General features: G+C 59.8%; 15 protein-coding genes. 11 read left to right on the top strand and 4 right to left on the bottom strand.

Annotation, left to right across the window (positions count from 1 at the left end):
• Positions 1 to 90: 90 nt before the first annotated feature.
• Positions 91 to 987 (top strand): NAD(P)-dependent oxidoreductase, encoded by an 897-nt coding sequence (locus MMG91_RS12400; protein ID WP_310659747.1) that lies wholly within the window; start codon positions 91 to 93, stop codon positions 985 to 987.
• Here MMG91_RS12400 and MMG91_RS12395 read toward each other — a convergent pair.
• Positions 878 to 3160, bottom strand: coding sequence for a bifunctional diguanylate cyclase/phosphodiesterase (locus MMG91_RS12395; protein WP_310659782.1), 2283 nt, complete (start codon positions 3158 to 3160; stop codon positions 878 to 880). The genes MMG91_RS12400 and MMG91_RS12395 overlap by 110 nt on opposite strands.
• 290 nt (positions 3161 to 3450) lie before the next feature.
• On the opposite strand from MMG91_RS12395, the gene MMG91_RS12390 reads away from it, so the two are divergent.
• The gene (locus tag MMG91_RS12390) at positions 3451 to 4800 is read left to right on the top strand and encodes an MFS transporter (RefSeq protein WP_310659746.1); all 1350 of its coding nucleotides are present in this window, start codon (positions 3451 to 3453) and stop codon (positions 4798 to 4800) included.
• 118 nt (positions 4801 to 4918) lie between these two features.
• Here MMG91_RS12390 and rapA read toward each other — a convergent pair whose 3' ends face one another.
• Entirely contained in the window at positions 4919 to 7765 is a 2847-nt protein-coding gene (rapA, locus tag MMG91_RS12385; protein ID WP_310659745.1) for an RNA polymerase-associated protein RapA, read from the bottom strand.
• A gap of 229 nt (positions 7766 to 7994) precedes the next feature.
• Between rapA and MMG91_RS12380 the strand changes: the two genes are divergently transcribed.
• The 3 genes from MMG91_RS12380 (at position 7995) to ccoM (ending at position 8861) form a co-directional block, all read left to right on the top strand.
• Positions 7995 to 8336, top strand: a complete 342-nt coding sequence (locus tag MMG91_RS12380) for an aspartate-semialdehyde dehydrogenase (protein ID WP_305504967.1) — start codon at positions 7995 to 7997, stop codon at positions 8334 to 8336.
• 105 nt (positions 8337 to 8441) lie between these two features.
• Positions 8442 to 8603 carry a hypothetical protein gene (locus MMG91_RS12375; RefSeq protein ID WP_007935839.1) on the top strand — a complete coding sequence of 54 codons (162 nt, stop codon included), beginning with the start codon at positions 8442 to 8444 and terminating at the stop codon, positions 8601 to 8603.
• A gap of 144 nt (positions 8604 to 8747) precedes the next feature.
• Positions 8748 to 8861: a cytochrome c oxidase subunit CcoM gene (ccoM, locus tag MMG91_RS12370; protein WP_010462558.1), complete on the top strand. Its 114-nt coding sequence runs from the start codon at positions 8748 to 8750 to the stop codon at positions 8859 to 8861.
• Between the two features lie 247 nt (positions 8862 to 9108).
• Here ccoM and MMG91_RS12365 read toward each other — a convergent pair whose 3' ends face one another.
• Entirely contained in the window at positions 9109 to 10584 is a 1476-nt protein-coding gene (locus MMG91_RS12365) for an inorganic phosphate transporter (RefSeq protein ID WP_007903847.1), read from the bottom strand.
• A 378-nt stretch (positions 10585 to 10962) separates the two neighbouring features.
• Complete coding sequence (locus MMG91_RS12360) at positions 10963 to 11163, bottom strand: hypothetical protein (RefSeq protein WP_007903846.1); 201 nt, start codon at positions 11161 to 11163, stop codon at positions 10963 to 10965.
• 664 nt (positions 11164 to 11827) lie between these two features.
• Between MMG91_RS12360 and pcaR the strand changes: the two genes are divergently transcribed.
• The 6 genes from pcaR to pcaH all read left to right on the top strand — a co-directional run bounded on the left by pcaR (position 11828) and on the right by pcaH (position 18194).
• Complete coding sequence (pcaR, locus tag MMG91_RS12355; protein ID WP_305448490.1) at positions 11828 to 12670, top strand: pca regulon transcriptional regulator PcaR; 843 nt, start codon at positions 11828 to 11830, stop codon at positions 12668 to 12670.
• Between the two features lie 288 nt (positions 12671 to 12958).
• On the top strand, positions 12959 to 14305 hold the full coding sequence (locus MMG91_RS12350; RefSeq protein ID WP_310659744.1) for an MFS transporter: 1347 nt from the start codon (positions 12959 to 12961) through the stop codon (positions 14303 to 14305).
• 292 nt (positions 14306 to 14597) lie between these two features.
• Positions 14598 to 15455, top strand: a complete 858-nt coding sequence (locus MMG91_RS12345) for a CoA transferase subunit A (RefSeq protein WP_305448492.1) — start codon at positions 14598 to 14600, stop codon at positions 15453 to 15455.
• A complete protein-coding gene (locus MMG91_RS12340; protein ID WP_310659743.1) occupies positions 15455 to 16234 on the top strand; it encodes a CoA-transferase subunit beta in 780 nt (259 codons plus the stop codon). Before MMG91_RS12345 ends, MMG91_RS12340 begins: the two co-directional genes overlap by 1 nt.
• Positions 16231 to 17436 (top strand): 3-oxoadipyl-CoA thiolase, encoded by a 1206-nt coding sequence (gene pcaF, locus MMG91_RS12335; RefSeq protein ID WP_310659781.1) that lies wholly within the window; start codon positions 16231 to 16233, stop codon positions 17434 to 17436. Before MMG91_RS12340 ends, pcaF begins: the two co-directional genes overlap by 4 nt.
• A gap of 53 nt (positions 17437 to 17489) precedes the next feature.
• Positions 17490 to 18194, top strand: a complete 705-nt coding sequence (gene pcaH / locus MMG91_RS12330; RefSeq protein ID WP_310659742.1) for a protocatechuate 3,4-dioxygenase subunit beta — start codon at positions 17490 to 17492, stop codon at positions 18192 to 18194.
• Position 18195: the final 1 nt, after the last annotated feature.

The following is an 18195-nucleotide window of genomic DNA, read 5'->3' as shown; positions in this document are numbered from 1 at the left end:
GTCTGGGCCTGAGAGTCGCTGGGGGGAATCCTTTCCTTAATCATGATGAATCGGCCAATATTCGATGATCTTTAATCAAAAGGAGGCTAAATGATGGCAGCATTACCTTCGCTGGGGTTTGCCGGAATCGGCCTGATGGGTTTGCCAATGTGCCGACGCCTGTTGGCGGCGGGTTATCCATTGACGGTGTGGAACCGCAACCCGGCCAAGTGCGCAGTGCTGGTCGAGGCCGGCGCGCGGCAAGTGGCGACACCGGCCGAACTGTGTCAGTACGCTGATGTGGTGATGCTGTGTCTGGCTGACACGGCTGTTGTACGTGAGGTGGTGTTTGGCGCGGCGGGCGTTGCCGAGGGTGCGAAAAGCAGCCAGCTGCTGGTGGATTTTTCCAGCCTGGAACCCACCGCGACGCGGGAAATGGCGACTGCATTGGCGAGTAAAGCCGGCATGAGTTGGCTCGATGCGCCGGTGTCCGGCGGGGTGGTCGGTGCCGAGGCCGGCAGCCTGGCGATCATGGTCGGTGGCGAAGCGGCAGACCTTGCGCGCGTGCGGCCGGTGTTGTTGACCCTTGGCCAGCGCGTGACCCACATGGGCGCCGTCGGTGCGGGGCAGGTGACTAAGGCCTGCAATCAGATGATCGTGGCGTGCAATGCCTTGGTCATTGCCGAAGTGGTGGCCTTGGCCGAGCGTTCCGGGGTCGACGCCGGCCTGATCGCCGAAGCGTTGGCCGGTGGTTTCGCCGATTCAAAGCCCTTGCAGATCCTCGCGCCGCAAATGGCCGAAAGCCGTTTCGAGCCGGTGAAATGGCACGTGCGCACGCTGCTCAAGGACCTCGACAGCGCCGTGAAATTCTCTCGCGAACAAGGCTCGGCCACGCCGATCAGCGGATTGGCCGCACAACTGATGCGCCTCCATGGGGGGCAGGGGTTCCTGGAAAAGGATCCGTCGACGTTAGTGCAGTTATACCGCGAGCCAGACTCAAGGGATTGACGGTGTGCATGTGCTTGCGCTGATTGATTTCCGCCAGCACCGGCCGCAACTCGGCCAGCGGCACCGGGCGGCTGAGCAGATAGCCCTGAACGAAATCGCAGCCATGACGCTCGAGGAAGTCGTATTGCTCGAAGGTTTCAACGCCCTCGGTGACGACCTGCAAATGCAGGGTATGGGCCATGACGATAATGGCCTGGACGATTTCCATGTCCTGGGTGGCCTTGGGGATGTCCTGAATAAACGAGCGGTCAATCTTCAACGTGTTTAATGGCAGGCGCCTGAGGTAGGCCAGGGATGAATAACCGGTGCCGAAGTCATCGATCGACAACGAGACCCCGAGGGCACGAATCTGCCGCAGCAACACCAGGGTGTTGGTGATATTGCCCATCAGTGCATTCTCGGTCACTTCCAGTTCCAGCCGGTGTGGTGCCACCCCGAAGGCGTGCAGGGCGTGCTCGATTTCATCGGCCAGTTCTTCTCGCGCCAGGTTCAGGGGTGAGCAATTCACCGCGATTTTGAGTTCTTCGCAATCATGATGGGACAGCTCGCTCAAGTCCTCGCAGGCCTTGCGCAGCACCCAATGGTCCAGCTCGGCGATCAGGCCGTTGGCTTCGGCAATGGCGATGAAACGATCCGGCGTGAGCAATCCGTGAACCGGGTGTTGCCAGCGAATCAGCGCTTCAAGTTTGGTGACCTGACCGGTTCTCAGGTCATAGATCGGTTGGTAATACAGCATCAACCCGGCGTTTTCGCGCAGGGCGTGGCGCAGTTCCTCTTCGAGTTGCAACTCCAGGGTGGCGCGGGTTTTCAAGTTTGAGCTGAAAAAATGCAGGGCGTTACGACCGCAATCCTTGGACTGGTACAGCGCCAGGTCGGCGTTTTTCAGCAGTTCTTCACTGGTCTTGCCGTCTTCTGGAAACAGGCTGATGCCGATGCTGGTGGTCATGACCATGCGCCGACCGGACAACTCGATGGGTTCCTTCATTTTCAGCATGATGCGCTGGGCCATTTGCCGTGCTTCTTCACGGTCGTACAGGCTGATGAGGATGCAGAATTCGTCGCCTCCGAAGCGCGCCACCACGTCTTCATGGCTGCGCACCGCGGCCTTGATGTGGCTGGCCAGAACTTTGAGCAATTCATCGCCGGCATCATGGCCGAGGCTGTCATTGATCCGCTTGAAGTGGTCAATGTCGAGGAACATCACCGCCAGCATGCCGCCTTCGTTGGTTTTCTCGATGAGTTTCTCGGCGAAGATCTGATTAAAGCCTCGGCGGTTGATGAGATTGGTCAAGGGGTCGTAATGCGCCACCTGTTGCAACGACATGCGTGCCTGATCCAGTTGACTGAGCAGGGCGTTGACCCGCTGCAGGTCATGCTCTTTGTGTTGCAGTTTCTTGTCCGCCCATGCAGCGCTGATGCCGCTGCCGATGATCAGCAGCGTCATGACCGCTACCGTCAGTCCCAGTTGCAGGTGATTGTTATCGCTGGGCAAGGGCTCAAGGCTGCCAGCGGGCAGCACCAGGCTGAACGCCGCCATGCCGGTGAAATGCATGCTCACGATGCCGGCTCCGAGCACCAGGCTGGCGGTGTATTTGAGCAATTGATGAAACACGCCGGCGCCATCGCGCAGGTGACTTGAAATCAACAGGGCGGCCAGGCTGGCACCGATGGCGATCACAATGGAAAGCACGAACAGCACGGGTTGGTAGTAGGCCATCGCATTCGATCGCAGGGCGGCCATGCCCATGTAATGCATGGTTGCGATGCCCAGGCCGATCCATACCGCGGCTCGCAGGTATTGCCAGAAGTTCAACTGAGGATGGCTGAGGGTGTGCATGGCCAGCCATGAGGCGGTCAGGGCGAACAACAGCGAGAGCAGGGTAGTGGGCAAGTGGTAATGGATGTCGATCGGCGCCTGGAACGCCAGCATGCTGATGAAATGCATGGCCCAGATACCGCCTGCCAGGCACCCGGCACCGACCCAGCGCCAAAGGCGTTGGGACGCAGGTTTTTCCACATGGGCGACCCGCTCGGTCATGCCCAGCGTCGCGAAGCCGGTCGCGCAAGCCACTAGATAGGCCAGCAACACTAGAAAAGGGTTATGGGTGCAATCGAGTATGACCTGCCCGCCCTCCGGTAGCCCGGTCATGAAATGCAAACCAAGCCACTCCATAGCATGCCCCATCTCTGAACCATCCTGGCCGGCGCCATGCGCGCTGGCGAATGCTTGCAGTATAGAGGCCTTGCATGGAGCGCAAGAGGTGGTGGCATATTAATGCCAATGTTTTTGGAATGACCTTTAGAACGATTGGAAATAAATTGTTTCATTCCCCATGGGTGGCCATGGAGGGGTATCAGGATTACGAATAATTACAGACAGCACTGGCGGGCCTGACTAGATTGACGGTTCCGGGCTCGAATGCGTTGGCAATGAAGCCCCAATAACAATAAAGAGACGGACCCATGCAGAACTCGACCCAAGCGGCGAATGCCTGGCGCATTCTGTTCCTGCTGTTCCTGGCCAACCTGTTCAACTTCTTCGATCGCACCATCCCGGCCATCATCATCGAGCCGATCCGCATGGAATGGCACCTCAGCGACTTTCAACTGGGGATCATCGGCACCGCATTCACTATCGTTTACGCCATTGCCGGCCTGCCCCTGGGGCGATTGGCCGATACCGGTTCGCGCAGCAAGTTGATGGGCTGGGGCCTGGCGGCATGGAGCGGGCTGACTGCAGTCAACGGGCTGGTGGGCAGTTTCTGGAGTTTCCTGATCGTGCGCATGGGCATCGGTATCGGTGAAGCCAGTTACGCACCGGCTGCCAACTCGCTGATCGGCGATTTGTTCCCGGCTCATCGTCGAGCTAGGGCCATGGGCATTTTCATGCTTGGCCTGCCACTGGGGTTGCTGCTGGCGTTCTTCACCATCGGCTGGATGGTCAAGGCGTTCGACAGCTGGCGCGCGCCATTCTTCATCGCGGCGGTGCCGGGGTTGATCCTGGCGGTCTTCATGTTCTTCATCAAAGAGCCGAAACGCGGCGCGGCGGAAAGCGTGCAAGTGTCTCAGGAACGCGTAGACCGGCCGATCCGTCGAGTGCTGGCGGTGCCGACTTTCCTGTGGCTGGTAATGGCGGGGCTGTGCTTCAACTTCGCGACCTATGCCTGCAACTCGTTTCTGGTGCCGATGCTGCAGCGTTATTTCCTGATGCCGTTGCAGGATGCAGCAGTGGCGACCGGGGTGATCGTCGGGGTGACCGGGTTGTTCGGCCTGACACTCGGCGGCTGGATCGCCGATAAGATTCACCAGCGGGTGGCCAATGGGCGGCTACTGTTCGCGGGATTCAGCCTGATCATTTCGACCCTGTGCACCGCCTGGGCGCTGCACGCCGGACGGATCGAGATCGGGGTATTTGTCGCGGTGTTCAGCCTGGGGTGGTTGTTCGCCTACAACTTCTATACCTGCGTGTACACGGCGATCCAGGACGTGGTCGAACCGCGCCTGCGGGCCACGGCGATGGCGTTGTTCTTTGCCGGGTTGTATCTGTTGGGTGGAGGTTTGGGGCCGGTGGTGGTGGGTGGTTTATCGGATCACTTCGCGCACACGGCGATGCTCTCGGCCGGCGCTGGGCAGATGACAGAAGCGTTCAAAGCTGTCGGTTTGCATGACGCGATGTATCTGATTCCGGTGGCGCTGTTCTTTACCATGGTGTTTCTGTTTCTGGCTTCGCGGTGTTTTGTCAGGGATGCCAAGCGGATGAAGGAAGGGTTGGTGGCGGTGGTTGAGCCTGTGGGTTCTGCGGCGACAGCCTAATCGCCATCGCGGGCAAGCCCGTGATGAGGCCCTCAAGAACACCACAACAATCAAGCAGACAAAAAAAGGCCCGCATCACTGCGGGCCTTCTTTTTTATAGCGGTGGAGCAGAAGGGACTTAACCCGCCACCAACACCCGGATCGCTTCCAGTCGCAGCGCGGCTTTGTCGAGCATGGCCAGGCCTTGCTCACGTTGCTTGCGCAGGGCAACCAGTTCGCTGTCGCGCACGGTCGGGTTGACCGCTTGCAAGGCGGTCAGGCGTGCCAGTTCTTCGTCGGTATCCGCCGCCAGGCGACGTTGTGCCTCGGCGACGCGCTCGGCGTGACGCGGGGTGATTTTCTCTTCGCCGGCGTTGATCCGTGGCGTCAGCTGGTCGCGCTGGGCCTGGATGAACTTGTTGGCGCTGGCGCGGGGCACGCTTTCCAGTTGATCGTTCAAGGTTTCGAACGACACCCGGGTCGACAGGTCGTTGCCGTTGGCGTCGAGCAGGCAGCGCAGGGCGGCCGGCGGCAGGTAACGGCCCAGTTGCAGCGAGCGCGGGGCAACCACTTCGCTGACGTAGAGCAGTTCCAGCAACACGGTGCCCGGTTTCAGCGCCTTGTTCTTGATCAGCGCCACGGCGGTGTTGCCCATCGAGCCGGACAGGACCAGGTCCATGCCGCCCTGAACCATCGGGTGTTCCCAGGTGATGAACTGCATGTCTTCGCGAGACAGCGCCTGGTTGCGGTCGTAGGTGATGGTCACGCCTTCGTCGTCGCCCAGCGGGAAACTGGCGTCGAGCATTTTTTCGCTTGGCTTGAGGATCAGCGCGTTTTCCGAATGGTCTTCGCTGTCGATGCCGAAGGCGTCGAACAGGGTTTCCATGTAGATCGGCAGGGCGAACTGATCGTCCTGTTCGAGGATCGCTTCGACCAGTGCATCACCTTCGCCCGCACCGCCGGAGTTGAGTTCCAGCAAGCGGTCGCGACCGGTGTGCAGCTCGGCTTCCAGGCGCTCACGCTCGGCGCGCGCTTCGTCGATCAGCGCTTGCCACTCGCCGTCATCGGCGGTTTCCAGCAGCGGCAGCAGGCGCGGGCCGAACTGATGCTGCAAGGCGTTGCCGGTCGGGCAGGTGTTGAGGAACGCGTTCAGCGCTTCGTGATACCACTGGTACAGCCGTTCTTGCGGGCTGGTTTCCAGGTACGGCACGTGCAGTTCGATGACGTGCTTCTGACCGATCCGGTCGAGACGACCGATACGCTGCTCCAGCAGGTCCGGGTGCGACGGCAGGTCGAACAGCACCAGATGGTGCGAGAACTGGAAGTTGCGACCTTCACTACCGATTTCAGAACAGATCAGCACCTGAGCGCCGAATTCTTCATCGGCGAAGTAGGCGGCGGCGCGGTCGCGCTCGAGGATGTTCATGCCTTCGTGGAAGACCGTGGCCGGAATGCCGGAACGCACGCGCAGGGCGTCTTCCAGGTCCATGGCGGTTTCGGCGTGGGCACAGATCACCAGCACTTTGGTGCGTTTGAGCATTTTCAGGGTGTCGATCAGCCACTCGACACGCGGGTCGAACTTCCACCAGCGCTCTTCTTCGTTGGCGTCCGGCTGGGCCTGGAAGCTGACTTCCGGGTACAGCTCGGCGTGATCGCCCAATGGCAGTTCGAGGTATTCGGCCGGGCACGGCAGCGGGTACGGGTGCAGTTTGCGCTCCGGGAACCCCTGCACGGCGGCGCGGGTGTTACGGAACAGCACGCGGCCGGTGCCGTGACGGTCCAGCAGTTCGCGGACCAGACGGGCGCTGGCTTCGGTGTCGCCATCGTTGACGGCGGTCAGCAGGGCTTCGCCTTCGTTGCCGAGGAAACCGTGGATAGTCTTGTGCGCTTCAGGCGACAGGCGCCCTTTGTCCAGCAGCTCCTGAACGGCTTCGGCCACCGGGCGATAGTTTTCGCTCTCGGCGCGGAAGGCGTGCAAGTCATGGAAACGGTTCGGGTCGAGCAGGCGCAGACGGGCGAAGTGGCTGTCCTGACCGAGTTGTTCCGGGGTCGCGGTCAGCAGCAAGACGCCGGGAATAACTTCGGCCAGTTGCTCCACCAGTGAGTACTGAGGGCTGACCTGGTCTTCGTGCCACACCAGGTGGTGCGCTTCGTCGACCACCAGCAAATCCCAGCCGGCCGCGAACAGCGCATCCTGGGCTTTTTCGTCGTCTACCAGCCATTCGAGCGCAACCAATGCAAGCTGGGTGTCTTCGAACGGGTTGGCGGCATCGCTTTCGATGAAGCGTTCTTCGTCGAACAGCGCGACTTGCAGGTTGAAGCGGCGGCGCATCTCCACCAGCCATTGGTGCTGGAGGTTTTCCGGCACCAGGATCAACACGCGGTTGGCGCGGCCCGAGAGCAGTTGACGATGGATCACCAGACCGGCTTCGATGGTCTTGCCCAAGCCCACTTCGTCTGCCAGCAGAACGCGCGGCGCGATGCGGTCGGCGACTTCACGGGCAATGTGCAGCTGGTGCGCGATCGGTTGCGCACGCACGCCGCCCAGGCCCCAGAGCGAGGACTGCAATTGGCGGCTGGTGTGTTCCAGGGTGTTGTATCGCAGGGAGAACCAGGCCAGCGGATCAATCTGCCCGGCGAACAGACGGTCGCTGGCCAGACGGAATTGAATGAAGTTCGACAGCTGGGTTTCCGGCAGCGTGACCACTTCGTTCTGCGCGTTGAGGCCGTGGTAGACCAGCAGGCCATCGATGTCGTCGACCTCCTGTACGGTCAGTTTCCAGCCTTCGAAGTGAGTGATGCTGTCACCCGGCGAAAACCGCACGCGGGTAAGGGGCGCATTCCGTAGCGCGTACTGGCGAGTCTCGCCAGTGGCCGGGTAGAGCACGGTCAACAAGCGGCCGTCCTGTGCCAGAACGGTGCCCAAACCCAGCTCGGCTTCGCTGTCACTGATCCAGCGTTGCCCCGGTTGATACTGCTGCGCCATGCTGCCTGACTCCCACCTTGAAAAAGCGGGCTATCTTAACGGAATGAGCCTTAAGGACCAAAGGATTACATGCGTGCGCGGAGGGAGGATGCGAACTTTTCGGGAGATAAAGATCAAAAGAACGCAGGCTGCGCCAGCTCTTACAGTGCCGGGCGGATCACAAGTTTGCGACCGATGGCTCAAGTCGCCATCCCCGCAGCCGACAGCCTGCTGACAGGAGACTAATAATATGCTGCCACCGATGCTCCCCCTGAGCGCCGTACCAATCACTTCACAGCAGGATCCGATTCGCCCGCGCCCGGACATTCCGCCCGTGGTGGCGGTGCAGGAAAGCTCCAACGAAAGCACCATCGACCTGCAAAAACGCGACCCGGAAGAGGCGGGCCTGCAGCTGCGCGAGGAACAGCGTCGGCAGCAGGAACGGGAGCGGCGCCGTCGTGAGGCCGATGAAGATCCTGAAGAGCACTTGGCGATTCCCGGTAATGAGCTCAATGCCGACAATACCGTGCCGGTGGTGCCGTTGATGGAAGATCAGCCGCGTCAGGGGTTGTGGGTCGATATCGAGATCTGAAGTGTCGGATCACTGGTCAGCGCCCGCGCCAGACCGCATTATTGGCGTAATTCTGTCGCCTTTAGCCGGCAGTTGAATTCATTTCCAAGCGATGCACTGAACGCCATGAGCCAAGATGACAAGCTGATCGACCTCAACTCTGAACGCGCCAAGCGGGTTCATGACCTTAATGAAAAGCGTCTGAACGAAGTACGCCAGGCGTTCGAGCAGGCGATGCCGTTGGGCAAAGCGAAGAAAAAGCCGAAGAACAAACCGAAAAAGCGTTGAAACACCCTGCATCGGTTGATGCAGGTCAGTTATTTCCCTTCCTTTTACGCCTGTCTCGGGCGGCATTGATCCCGGTCAATTTTCTCTCCTGCCTGATTGGTTAACTTAGCCCCATCGCAACAGGGCAAGTGCAGGAGGCTAGTCATGTTTTTCGACAACGTGGTGATCGCCGGAGTGCTGACAGTCGGCCTCATGGTTCTGTTTTTTGCAGGGTTTGGATTTTTTATCTGGAAGGATTCGCATAAGCGCAAACCGTAGGTCTTTCTGGAGCAATGAGCACGCAAGGCATTTTGGGCGACTTCGGTCGCCCTTTTTTTTTGTGCGATCGTTCCCACGCTCTGCGGTGGGAATACCTCAAGGGACGCTCCGCGTTCCAGCTCTCGAAAGGGGCGCGGAGCGTCCCGGGCTGCATTCCTTTGCTGCGCGTGGGAACGATCTAATACCGAAATACGGGCAATAAAAAGGCGCGAACCTCACGGAACGCGCCTTTTTCAGTAGCGGTGTATCAGCTACCCAGTGCCTTCGACGCCAGCCAGAACAGGCCGGCCGACAGGGCCACGGTGGCTGGCAGGGTCAGGACCCAGGCCAGCAGGATGGTTCTGACGGTGCCGCCTTGCAGGCCGCTTTTGTTGGCGACCATGGTACCGGCCACGCCTGAAGACAGGACGTGGGTGGTGGAAACCGGGAGGCTGAAGATGTTCGCCGCGCCGATCATGCACGCGGTGGTAATCTGCGCCGACATGCCTTGGGCGTAGGTCATGCCTTGCTTGCCGATTTTCTCGCCGATGGTCAGTACCACGCGTTTCCAGCCGACCATGGTACCCAGGCCGAGAGCCAGTGCGACCGCCAGAATCACCCAGAACGGGGCATATTCGGTGGTAGTGGTCAGGTCTTTGCGCAGCTTGTCCAGGTCGGCCTTTTCACGGGCAGCGAGGCCTGGCAGCTTGGCGACTTTCTTCGCGGTGTCGTCCAGGCAGAGCAGGTAGCGACGTACTTCGATGCGGCTTTCCGACGGCAACGAATGGTAGTCGGCTACACCTTTAAGGGTGCCAAGCAGCGCTGAAATGGTCGGTTCGGTCTGTTGCGGATTGCAACGGAACTTCTCCGGCAAATCGCCTTTCACGCTTTTGCCCAGCGCCAGGAACTCACCCAGGGATTCGCGATTGCGCTCGTAGAACTGGCTCAGGTGCAAGGTCGCATCGCGAGTCCGCTCGATCTGGTAGGTGGTGCTGTTCAGGTCGAGAACGAACTGCGCCGGCACGATACCGATCAGCACCAGCATGATCAGGCCGATACCTTTCTGGCCATCGTTCGAGCCGTGCACGAAGCTGACTGCCATCGCCGAAATCACCAGCACCAGACGGTTCCAGAATGGCGGGTGTTTCTTGTCGTCGATCTTGCGGCGCTGTTCCGGTGTCTTGTGCATCTTGGACAGTGGACGCCACCATTTAAGACCGATCAGCACCAGGGCAGCGATCAGGAAACCGGCCATCGGCGAGAACACCAGGGACGCACCAATATCGATCGCTTTCTGCCAGTTCACGCCATCGGCCAACGGAATGTCGTTGATCAGGGCGTTGGCCAGGCCGACACCGAGGATCGAACCGATAAGCGTGTGGGAACTGGAGGCGGGGATACCGAAGTACCAGGTGCCCAGGTTCCAGGTGATGGCGGCGGCGAGCAACGAGAACACCATGGCCAGTCCGTGACCGGTGTTCACATTGATCAGCAGTTCTACCGGCAGCAAATGGACGATGGCATACGCCACGCCCACACCGCCCAGCAGCACGCCGAGGAAGTTGAACACACCGGAAAAGAACACCGCCAGATGAGGCGGCATGGCTTTGGTGTAGATAACAGTGGCCACCGCGTTTGCGGTGTCATGAAAGCCGTTGATGAACTCGAAGGCGAGGACAAAGGCCAGGGCGAGCAAGAGGCTCACAAGCACCCAAGCATCCAGTCCGCTGAATAAATCGATCATGAAGGTTTTCTGACCCGGTCGTAAGGGGGCGCGATTATGCCAGAAAAGACTGCTAATCGATGCACTTGCTGCTCATCGGTAACATTCTTCAACGAATTAATTTGTGGCAATCCCCCGGACCCCCGGTTTTTTCAGGGTTTTACAAGTCGTTGAATTTACTTGGAAAGGCCGCAGCCACAAGGGTTTCTCCCGACAGAGCGAGAGGCTTGAACGCTTGTGTGAAAATTTCTTGGAAGAGCGCCAGACAGGAGCCATTTGCCTCATCCAATGGATGAGGAGACCGCTGCCCGCTTGTAGCGGGCACGAAAAGCATCATCCATACAACCCGTTTTTAACAGGTGTAGATGCAGGCTCTTGAAAGAATTCAAACCGAGGCGGTCATGGCTCTTCGGCTTTGAGTTCCTTTTCCATCTTCTGCAATTCCTGGGAGAAGGCCTGGTCCTGAACGGTGGCGCGTTTACGCCAGGGTTTGCGTTCGGGTTCGGGCTGAGCGGCGTAGGTGGTGACTTCCCCGCCGTAAACTTCCTTGTAACGTTGTTCCTGGCGCTCAAGTTCCGCGCGCAGTTCGTCTTTCGTCACAGTGCTACCTGATTGAGTTGAGATTAATTCTGGTGAAACGACTGCATCGATTTATTGACCAGGCTCGTTGAAAGGACAATGCCGGACACGGCATTGTTCCCTCGGCGCAATCAATACGTCCTTGTTGCAGGCGGCCACGGCACCAGAGAAAAACAGCTGACGTAGCATCAGTCTCCTGTTTCAGCGAGCGCGTTGGCGGAGCATATGAAATGAGCGTCAGGCGCTTGCTGCGGACAGCGGCAATGGATATTGCGCTGCCGGTTGGCGAAATCGGCACGTAAAAAACCGGTCGCCACTGAGATGCATTATAGCGGTCGATCCGAAGAACACTATCTCTTGAGAGTTAAAAGTAGTTCCTCGTGTGTGATTGTTTTGTTACTCGCAAAGTTTTACCGGTAACTACGGTGCCGGTGATGGCCAGTTACAGCGGTGACTTTCTGACGCCATTTAGCCGAACAAATTAGTACACCCGTGCTTCTTTAGTCTGTGACCGAAAATAACAATCGTTGTGCGGTGTGAAAGCCGTGCGACTCACCTTAGACACCATCGATTGCGATTATCGGCTGGTGGTTCGATAATCGCCCAATCTTGGTGGCCGATGGCTTGAGTGTCAGACCGGGAGCCGCTTGTAATAGTCGCTGATCCGTGTGGGAAACAACCTGATATGAACGATCAAATGCGCAATTCCTTCGCTTCAGTGGCACCGCCGATCGTTGCCTCGCCAGCCAAGCGAATCCAGGCCCTGACCGGTGACCCGGATTTCATGACCTCCCTGGCCCGTGGTCTGGCGGTGGTGCAAGCGTTCCAGGAGCGCAAGCGGCATCTGACCATTGCGCAGATCAGCCATCGCACGGAAATTCCCCGCGCCGCTGTGCGACGTTGCCTGCATACCCTGATCAAACTTGGCTACGCCACCACCGATGGGCGCACCTATTCGCTGTTGCCCAAAGTATTGACCCTGGGCCATGCCTATTTGTCGTCGACGCCATTGGCGGTTTCTGCCCAGCCGTATCTGGACCGCATGAGTGAGCAGCTGCATGAGGCCTGTAACATGGCCACGCTGGAAGGTGATGACATTTTGTACATTGCGCGCTCGGCGACCACCCAGCGGCTGATTTCCGTCGACCTCTCGGTGGGCGGGCGACTGCCGGCCTATTGCACGTCCATGGGCAGGATTCTTCTCGCCGCGCTAGATGACACGTCATTGCGCGAATACCTTGACCATGCAGAGCTGCAAGCCAAGACCAGTCGCACCTTGCATACCCCCGAGGCGTTGCTCGAATGCCTGCAAGAGGTACGGCTACAAGGCTGGTGCATCGTCGATCAGGAACTGGAGCAGGGCCTGCGCTCGATTGCCGTTCCGGTGTACGACGCTTCTGGCCAAGTGGTGGCGGCGTTAAACGTCAGCACCCACGCCGGCCGGGTCAGTCGCAGCGAGCTGGAACAGCGTTTCTTGCCCGGTCTGCTAAGCGCCAGTCGTGATCTGAGCGCGCAACTCTTTGCCTAAGCTGTTCGATAAACGCACAGAGTCGCGTTTATCGAATTGACGCTCTTTCCCTTGGCTCATTAATGTCGCGGCAGCGTCATCCGGCACTGCTGGCCTTCATTCAGTCGCCGGACGACGCCCCCAATAATAATGAGAAGAGGCATCGTTATGCGCACGTTTCCCGACTGTCGCTGTTCCCGCCGATTTAGCTGCCGAAACCGCATCGCCTGATCCCGACCTCCTTTTTTGTGACAGCGTCAGCCCCGGCTGGCACTTGTTCGACTGCGTTCTTTGCGTGGAATAAAAATAATGAACCAGCCTCAGTCTGCTGTAGGAAACTGCCTCGACGTGCAGTCCTTCATCAACGCTCAACCCATTTCGCGCTACCAATGGCGGGTGGTGATTCTATGTTTCCTGATTGTTTTCCTCGATGGCCTCGACACCGCGGCCATGGGCTTTATTGCGCCGGCACTGTCCCAGGACTGGGGCATCGATCGGGCCAGTCTCGGCCCGGTGATGAGTGCGGCGTTGATCGGCATGGTCTTCGGCGCCTTGGGTTCCGGCCCATTGGCTGACCGCTTTGGGCGAAAAGTCGTACTGGTGGGCGCAGTATTGTTGTTCGGCGCTTTCAGCCTGGCGTCGGCGTACAGCACCAACGTCGATCAACTGCTGGTGCTGCGTTTCCTCACCGGTCTGGGTCTGGGCGCCGGCATGCCGAATGCCACCACGCTGCTGTCCGAATACACCCCGGAGCGCAAGAAATCCCTGCTGGTGACCAGCATGTTCTGCGGCTTCAACCTCGGCATGGCCGGGGGCGGGTTCATCTCGGCCAAACTGATCCCGGCTTTCGGTTGGCACAGCCTGTTGATGATCGGTGGGATTCTGCCGCTGATTCTCGCCGTCGTCTTGCTGTTCTGGTTGCCGGAATCGGCGCGCTATCTGGTGGTGCGCAATCGTGGCACGGACAAAGTGCGCAAGGCCCTGGCACCCATCGACCCGACGCTGGTGGCCCAAGCTTCGAGCTTCAGCGTGCCGGAACAGAAAACCGTGAAGGCACGCAATGTGTTCGCGGTGATCTTCTCCGGCACTTACAGCACCGGCACGTTGTTGCTGTGGCTGACGTACTTCATGGGGCTGGTGATTGTTTACCTGCTGACCAGTTGGCTGCCGACGCTGATGCGCGACAGCGGCGCGAGCATGGAGCAGGCGGCGTTCATTGGTGCGCTGTTCCAGTTCGGTGGAGTGTTGAGCGCAGTGGGTGTGGGCTGGGCGATGGACCGGTTCAATCCGCACAAGGTCATCGGCATTTTCTACCTGTTGGCCGGGGTGTTTGCCTACGCAGTAGGGCAGAGCCTGGGCAACATCACATTGCTGGCGACCCTGGTGCTGGTGGCCGGGATGTGTGTCAACGGCGCGCAATCGGCGATGCCGTCTTTGGCGGCGCGGTTTTACCCGACCCAAGGGCGGGCGACCGGTGTGTCGTGGATGCTCGGGATTGGCCGCTTCGGCGCGATCCTCGGTGCGTGGATGGGTGCAACGTTGTTGGGCCTGGGCTGGAATTTCGAACAGGTGCTGACGGCGCTGGTAATTCCGGCTGCGTTGGCGACCACGGCGGTGGTGATCAAGGGCATGGTCAGCCATGCGGATGCGACCTGAGGGCAATTTCCGAGATGTGATCGTTCCCACGCTCCGCGTGGGAAAGTCTCAACGGACGCGGAGCGTCCGCTTCTGGGACGCGGAGCGTCCCGGGCTGCATTCCCACGCGGAGCGTGGAAACGATCGACAGAGGAGATCGGTAGGGAGATAACAATCTGTTCGATAAACGAACACTTAGTCGATTATCGGATTGTTCGGGTTTTTCCAGGGGCTTAATCTTCAGTCATTCCGGCGCTGAACCTCGCGCCTTTTTCTACCACTGTCGGTTCATAACAAAACGGGAGCCTGCCCCATGGCTGAAATCCTTTCGCTGCATGATGCGATAAAGCAGTTCGTCAACGACGGCGATACCGTCGCGCTCGAAGGCTTTACTCACCTGATTCCTACGGCGGCGGGTCACGAAATCATCCGTCAGGGCAAGAAAGATCTGACCCTGGTGCGGATGACGCCCGACTTGATCTACGACCAGTTGATCGGTGCCGGTTGTGCTCGCAAGCTGATTTTCTCCTGGGGCGGTAACCCTGGCGTTGGTTCGTTGCACCGTTTGCGTGACGCGGTCGAAAGGCAGTGGCCGCATGCGCTGGAAATTGAAGAACACAGCCACGCCGACCTGGCCAATGCCTACGTCGCGGGCGCTTCGGGCTTACCGTTCGCGGTGCTGCGTGCCTACGGCGGTTCCGACCTGCCGAAGGTCAACCCGCTGATCAAAACCGTGACGTGCCCGTTCACCGGCGAAGTGTTGGCGGCGGTGCCGTCGGTGCGCCCCGACATTACCGTGATTCATGCGCAGAAAGCCGACCGCAAAGGCAATGTACTGCTGTGGGGCATTCTCGGCGTGCAGAAAGAAGCGGCGCTGGCCGCCAAGCGTTGCATCGTCACTGTTGAAGAAATCGTCGACGACCTCAATGCTCCGATGAACGCTTGCGTGCTGCCGACCTGGGCCTTGAGCGCGGTCTGCCATGTACCGGGGGGCGCGCATCCGTCCTACGCCCACGGTTACACCGAACGCGATAACCGCTTCTATCAAGCCTGGGACCCGATTGCCCGCGACCGTGAAACCTTCACCGCGTGGATCAACGAGTACATCCACGGTTGCGCTGACTTCAGTGAGTTCCAGGCCAAGCTGGCCGCTGCTTCGGAGGCCAAGTAATGACTTACACCACCAATGAAATGATGACCGTTGCCGCCGCCCGCCGTCTGAAAAACGGTTCGGTGTGCTTCGTCGGTATCGGCCTGCCGTCGAAAGCCGCCAACCTGGCGCGTCTGACTTCCTCGCCAGACGTCGTCCTGATCTATGAATCGGGTCCGATCGGTGCCAAGCCGAGCGTACTGCCGCTGTCGATCGGTGACGGTGAACTGGCGGAAACCGCTGACACTGTCGTCCCGACCGGTGAGATTTTTCGCTACTGGTTGCAGGGCGGGCGCATCGACGTCGGTTTCCTCGGTGCCGCGCAAGTCGACCGCTTCGGTAATATCAACACCACCGTGGTGGGCGACTACCATCAGCCCAAGGTTCGCTTGCCGGGTGCCGGTGGCGCGCCGGAGATCGCCGGTTCCGCCAAGAGCGTGCTGATCATCCTCAAGCAATCGGCGCGCTCCTTTGTCGATAAACTCGATTTCATCACTTCGGTCGGCCATGGCGAGGGCGGTGATTCGCGCAAGCGTCTGGGTCTGCCGGGCGCCGGTCCGGTCGGCATTATTACCGACCTGTGCATCATGGAACCCGAAGCGGATACTCATGAATTCGTGGTGACCGCGCTGCACCCAGGCGTGACACGCGAGCAAGTGATTGCCGCCACCGGTTGGGCGATTCGCTTCGCCGATCAGGTGGAAAACACCGCCGAGCCAACCGATGTCGAGCTGACCGCGCTGCGCGATCTGGAAGCACGCACCGCGGCGGCCCACGGCCAAACACCCGGAGAAGCCTGATGCGTGACGTTTATATCTGCGACGCCATTCGCACCCCTATCGGCCGTTTCGGCGGTGGCTTGTCGGCGGTTCGCGCCGACGACCTGGCCGCCGTGCCGATCAAGGCGCTGATGGCGCGCAACCCTTCGGTGGACTGGAATGCGGTGGACGAGGTGTTCCTCGGTTGCGCCAACCAGGCCGGCGAAGACAACCGCAACGTGGCACGCATGGCGTTGTTGCTGGCAGGCCTGCCGGAAACCATTCCCGGCGTCACTCTCAATCGGCTGTGCGCTTCGGGCATGGATGCGATCGGCACCGCATTCCGGGCCATCGCCAGTGGCGAGATGGAGTTGGCGATTGCCGGCGGCGTCGAGTCCATGTCCCGTGCACCGTTCGTGATGGGCAAGGCCGATGCGGCGTTCTCGCGCAACATGAAACTGGAAGACACCACCATCGGCTGGCGTTTCATCAATCCGTTGATGAAAGCCCAATACGGCGTCGATGCGATGCCGCAGACCGCCGATAACGTGGCCGACGACTACCAGGTGTCCCGCGCCGATCAGGATGCGTTCGCCCTGCGCAGTCAGCAACGCACGGCGGCCGCGCAAGCCGCAGGATTTTTCGCTGAAGAAATCGTCGAAGTGCGCATTGCCCACAAGAAGGGTGAAAGCGTCGTCACGCAGGATGAACATCCCCGTGCTGACACGACATTGGAAACCCTGGCCAAACTCAAACCGGTGAACGGCCCGGACAAAACCGTTACCGCCGGCAACGCTTCCGGCGTGAACGACGGTGCGGCGGCGTTGATTCTGGCCTCCGGTGACGCGGTGAAGAAACATGGCCTGACTGCCCGCGCTCGCGTGTTGGGCATGTCGAGTGCCGGTGTCGCACCCAGGGTGATGGGCATCGGCCCGGTGCCGGCGGTGCGCAAGTTGACTGAGCGCCTCGGCTTGGCGGTCAATGATTTCGACGTGATCGAACTCAACGAAGCCTTCGCCAGCCAGGGCTTGGCCGTACTGCGTGAACTGGGATTGGCGGACGACGCGGCCCAGGTCAACCCGAACGGTGGCGCCATTGCCTTGGGCCATCCGCTGGGCATGAGCGGTGCACGCTTGGTACTGACCGCGCTGCATCAACTGGAAAAGACCGGCGGCAAGAAAGGTCTGGCGACCATGTGCGTCGGTGTCGGCCAGGGTCTGGCCTTGGCGATCGAACGGGTCTGACACGCTTGGCTGTGAATAAGAAGCGTCGACTAATAAGAATTGAGGAAAGCGCAATGACTGACAAACCTGGTTACCGTCGCCCGCAGGCGGGCACTCAGCCGGAATACCTGCACCCTCCTTATCAATCCACCAACCTTCGCTCGCCGTCCAAGCCGTTGGTGTTTTTGCCTCATTCGCTGTCGGAAATCACCGGCCCGACCATTGGCGCCGAGCGCATCCAGGAACAGGACAACGACCTGACTGCCCAGCACTCGGGCGAGCCACTGGGTGAACGGATCATCATTCACGGCCGTGTGCTGGATGAAAACGGTCTGCCGGTGCCAGGCATTCTGGTGGAGATCTGGCAGGCCAACGCCGCCGGTCGCTACGCCCATGCGCGTGACCTGCACGACGCACCGCTGGACCCGAACTTCACCGGCACCGGCCGCACCGTGACCGACGCCGATGGCTGGTATCAGTTCCAGACCATCAAGCCTGGCGCCTATCCGTGGGGTAACCATCACAACGCCTGGCGCCCGGCGCACATCCATTTCTCACTGTTCGGGCCCAGTATTCTCACGCGCCTGGTGACCCAGATGTATTTCCCGGGCGACCCGTTGCTGGCTTACGACCCGATCTACAACTGCGTGCCCGACACCAGCGCCAAAGAGCGCCTGATCGCCAGCTTCGACCTGGAAAAAACCATCCCTTCCTACGCCCTCGGTTATCGCTGGGACATCGTCTTGCGCGGCCGCGAAGCCACGCCGATGGAGAAATAAG

The organism is Pseudomonas sp. JL3 (genome assembly GCF_031570575.1).
In the GTDB taxonomy this organism is placed as follows: Bacteria; Pseudomonadota; Gammaproteobacteria; order Pseudomonadales; family Pseudomonadaceae; genus Aquipseudomonas; species Aquipseudomonas cucumis.
Note: the sequence above shows the minus strand (reverse complement) of the source record. Positions and strands in the feature narration are given on the sequence as shown.